This is a genomic window from Ilyobacter sp., from assembly GCF_041583315.1.
In the GTDB taxonomy this organism is placed as follows: domain Bacteria; phylum Fusobacteriota; class Fusobacteriia; order Fusobacteriales; family Fusobacteriaceae; genus Ilyobacter.
The window spans coordinates 1-3019 of the sequence record NZ_JBFHGC010000363.1; the positions used below are offsets into that span (position 1 = coordinate 1).

3 protein-coding genes are annotated in these 3019 nt (G+C 38.1%); all 3 read left to right on the forward strand.

Translation table 11 applies throughout. The features are described from left to right. Positions 1-38: 38 nt before the first annotated feature. Positions 39-1016 carry a porphobilinogen synthase gene (hemB, locus tag ABZA26_RS11415; protein WP_372714649.1) on the forward strand — a complete coding sequence of 326 codons (978 nt, stop codon included), beginning with the start codon at positions 39-41 and terminating at the stop codon, positions 1014-1016. Between the two features lie 12 nt (positions 1017-1028). Further along, positions 1029-2330 (forward strand): glutamate-1-semialdehyde 2,1-aminomutase, encoded by a 1302-nt coding sequence (gene hemL / locus ABZA26_RS11420; protein WP_372714650.1) that lies wholly within the window; start codon positions 1029-1031, stop codon positions 2328-2330. 85 nt (positions 2331-2415) lie between these two features. Then, positions 2416-3019 (forward strand): Crp/Fnr family transcriptional regulator (locus ABZA26_RS11425; RefSeq protein ID WP_372714651.1); only part of this gene is annotated, 604 nt, incomplete at its 3' end.

Sequence of the window (3019 nt, forward strand, 5' to 3'; positions counted from 1 at the left end):
GCTGAAGGGATTCTCAAAGCGATTGAGGAGGCTATGTAATGTTTAAAAGACACAGAAGGCTAAGAAGCAGCCAGTCTATGAGGGATATGGTAAAGGATATCTATCTCGATGTGAGGGATTTTGTATATCCACTTTTTATAGAGGAAGAAAAAGGGATAAAAAAAGAGATTACTTCAATGCCTGGTCAGTACAGAATATCTCTTGATATGCTGGAACCTGAGCTGGCTGAGATATGGGAACTGGGTATAAGAAGTGTCCTGCTTTTCGGGATACCTTTGTCAAAAGACCCCATGGGAAAAGAAGCCTATAATGATTTTGGCGTAGTGCAGGAAGCTGTGAGATTTATCAAAAAATTATATCCTGAGATGCTGGTGATAACAGATGTATGTATGTGTGAATATACTTCTCATGGTCACTGTGGAATCTTAAGCGGGCCTCATGTGCTCAATGACGAGACATTATATTATCTTTCTAAAATAGCTGTATCCCATGCCAAGGCTGGAGCGGATATCGTAGCCCCTTCAGATATGATGGACGGAAGAATACTGGCTATGAGAAAAGCTCTGGACAATGAAGGGTTCATAAACACCCCTATAATGTCTTACAGTGTAAAATATGCCTCATCATTTTACGGTCCTTTCCGTGATGCAGCAGACTCTGCTCCGTCTTTCGGAGACAGAAAAACTTATCAGATGGACTTTAGAAACACAAAAGAAGCCCTGAGAGAGGCTGAATCAGACCTGGAAGAAGGAGCGGACATACTCATAGTAAAGCCGGCTCTGGCCTATATGGACGTAATAAAAAGACTGTACAGAAGATATGACGTACCTATCGCAGCCTACAATGTAAGTGCAGAGTACTCTATGGTAAAAGCTGCAGCTGAAAAAGGGTGGATAGATGAAAAGGGAATTGTTGTGGAAAAAATGTACGCCCTCAAGAGAGCAGGAGCGTCTATAATAATAACCTACCATGCAAAAGATATAGCGAGATGGCTCAAGAATAACGAGATTGACTAAGGAGTGAAATTCATGAGATATAAAAATTCTGCTGAAATTTTTGAAAGAGCAAAAAAAGTAATTCCAGGTGGGGTAAACAGCCCTGTAAGAGCCTTCGGATCTGTAAATAAAAGCTACCCAATCTTTGCCAAAAGAGCAAAAGGAAGCAGAATATGGTGCGAGGATAATAATGAATATATAGACTACATCTGCTCATGGGGACCTATGATACTGGGACACAACAATGAGAGAGTAGTGGCTGGAGTGAGAGAGGCTATAGAGGACGGGAGTTCTTTTGGTCTTCCTACAAAGATGGAGGTAGATCTGGCTGAGCTTGTGATAAAGTGCTATCCTTCCATAGAAAAAATAAGACTTACTACATCTGGTACAGAAGCTACAATGGCTGCAGTGAGACTGGCAAGAGCCTACACAAAGAAAAACAAGATACTTAAATTTGAAGGATGCTATCACGGACATTCTGATTCTCTCATGGTAAAGGCTGGTTCCGGTCTACTCACTGACGGATACCAGGACAGCAACGGGATAACAGAAGGGACTATAAAGGATACCCTTACACTTCCTTTCGGAAGACTTGATCTTATGGAGGAACTCTTTGCCAAAGACAAGGATATTGCATGCATTATAATGGAGCCTGTTCCAGCAAATATGGGGATTATTGAGACAGATGTAGAATTCCTGAAAGGCGTGAGAGAACTGTGTACAGCCAACAATACAGTATTAATCTTTGACGAGGTAATAAGCGGCTTCAGACTGGCTCTGGGAGGTGCTCAGGAGCTCTATGGAGTTACTCCGGACTTGACTACCCTTGGGAAAATTATAGGGGGAGGATACCCTGTAGGTGCTTTTGGAGGAAAGAATGAACTGATGGATATGATCGCTCCAGTAGGGAACGTATATCATGCAGGAACTTTATCTGGTAACCCTGTTTCAGTAAGGGCAGGATATGAGACTATAAGCATTCTTTTGGAAAATAAAGACACTTTTTATGAGGAACTCAAAGAAAAAGTAGACTATATTACTTCAAACATTGAGAAGATTTCTGAAAAACACGGTGTTCCAGTGTGTATAAATAAAAAGGGATCTCTCTTTACAATATTCTTTACTGACAAAGATGAAATAAAGACACTGGACGATGTAATAGAAACTGACGGAGAAAAATATGCCAAGTATTTTAATGTGATGCTCGATTCCGGTGTGGTGACACCTCCTTCTAAGTATGAAGCTCATTTTGTATCTGCTGCTCATACAAAGGAAGATATGGATGAGACCATAAAGATAATGGACAATGCTTTTGAAGAGATTTCTAAGATGTAAAATACAGATTTTATAAAAACAGTCGGCAGCAAGCCGTCTGTTTTTATATATTTTTAATTATCCAGTATGGGGCGGGAGACGTGAGATGATTAAAGAATATTTAGAGTTATTTGATATTCAGGATTTTAATGAAACAAGAAAATATATCTCGGAAAATTTTTCTGGTTTTGGTAAAGAGAAAAATTATAAAAAAGATGATTTTATAATTTTTAATTCAGGAAAAGAAATTATACTTTTTCAGGACGGGGAACTGGACATAGGTATAGAGGATGTATCTGGTAAAGAGAGATTGCTGTATAAATTCAAATATAGCGGTACAGTTATTGGGGATATCGAAATGTTCTCAAATAAAAAAAGGGTCTATATTATAAAGTTTCTGAAAGATACAAAATTAAGATTTATTTTCAAAGAGGAAATAGAAGCTTTTTTAGAGGAAAATCCTAAAGGATATAAGTATTTTTTAAAATCAGTTATAAGGGATTATAATATTTCCATGACGTATTTAACACACAGCAGTTTTTATTCCACTGAGGAAAAAATTGTAGAATTTTTACTTAGAATAGCCACTGTGCAGGAGCCGGGTAAAATGAAGAATGTTTTAATAGAAAATTACACTCATGAAAGTATCGGCTCTTTTATTAATATTTCCAGATACTTAGTCTCAAAAACCCTTAAAAGTCTTGAAAACC

Coding starts and splice junctions, on each gene's coding strand:
- hemB (WP_372714649.1), top strand. CDS start 39: ATGTTTAAAAGACACAGAAGGCTAAGAAGCAGCCAGTCTATGAGGGAT.
- hemL (WP_372714650.1), top strand. CDS start 1,029: ATGAGATATAAAAATTCTGCTGAAATTTTTGAAAGAGCAAAAAAAGTA.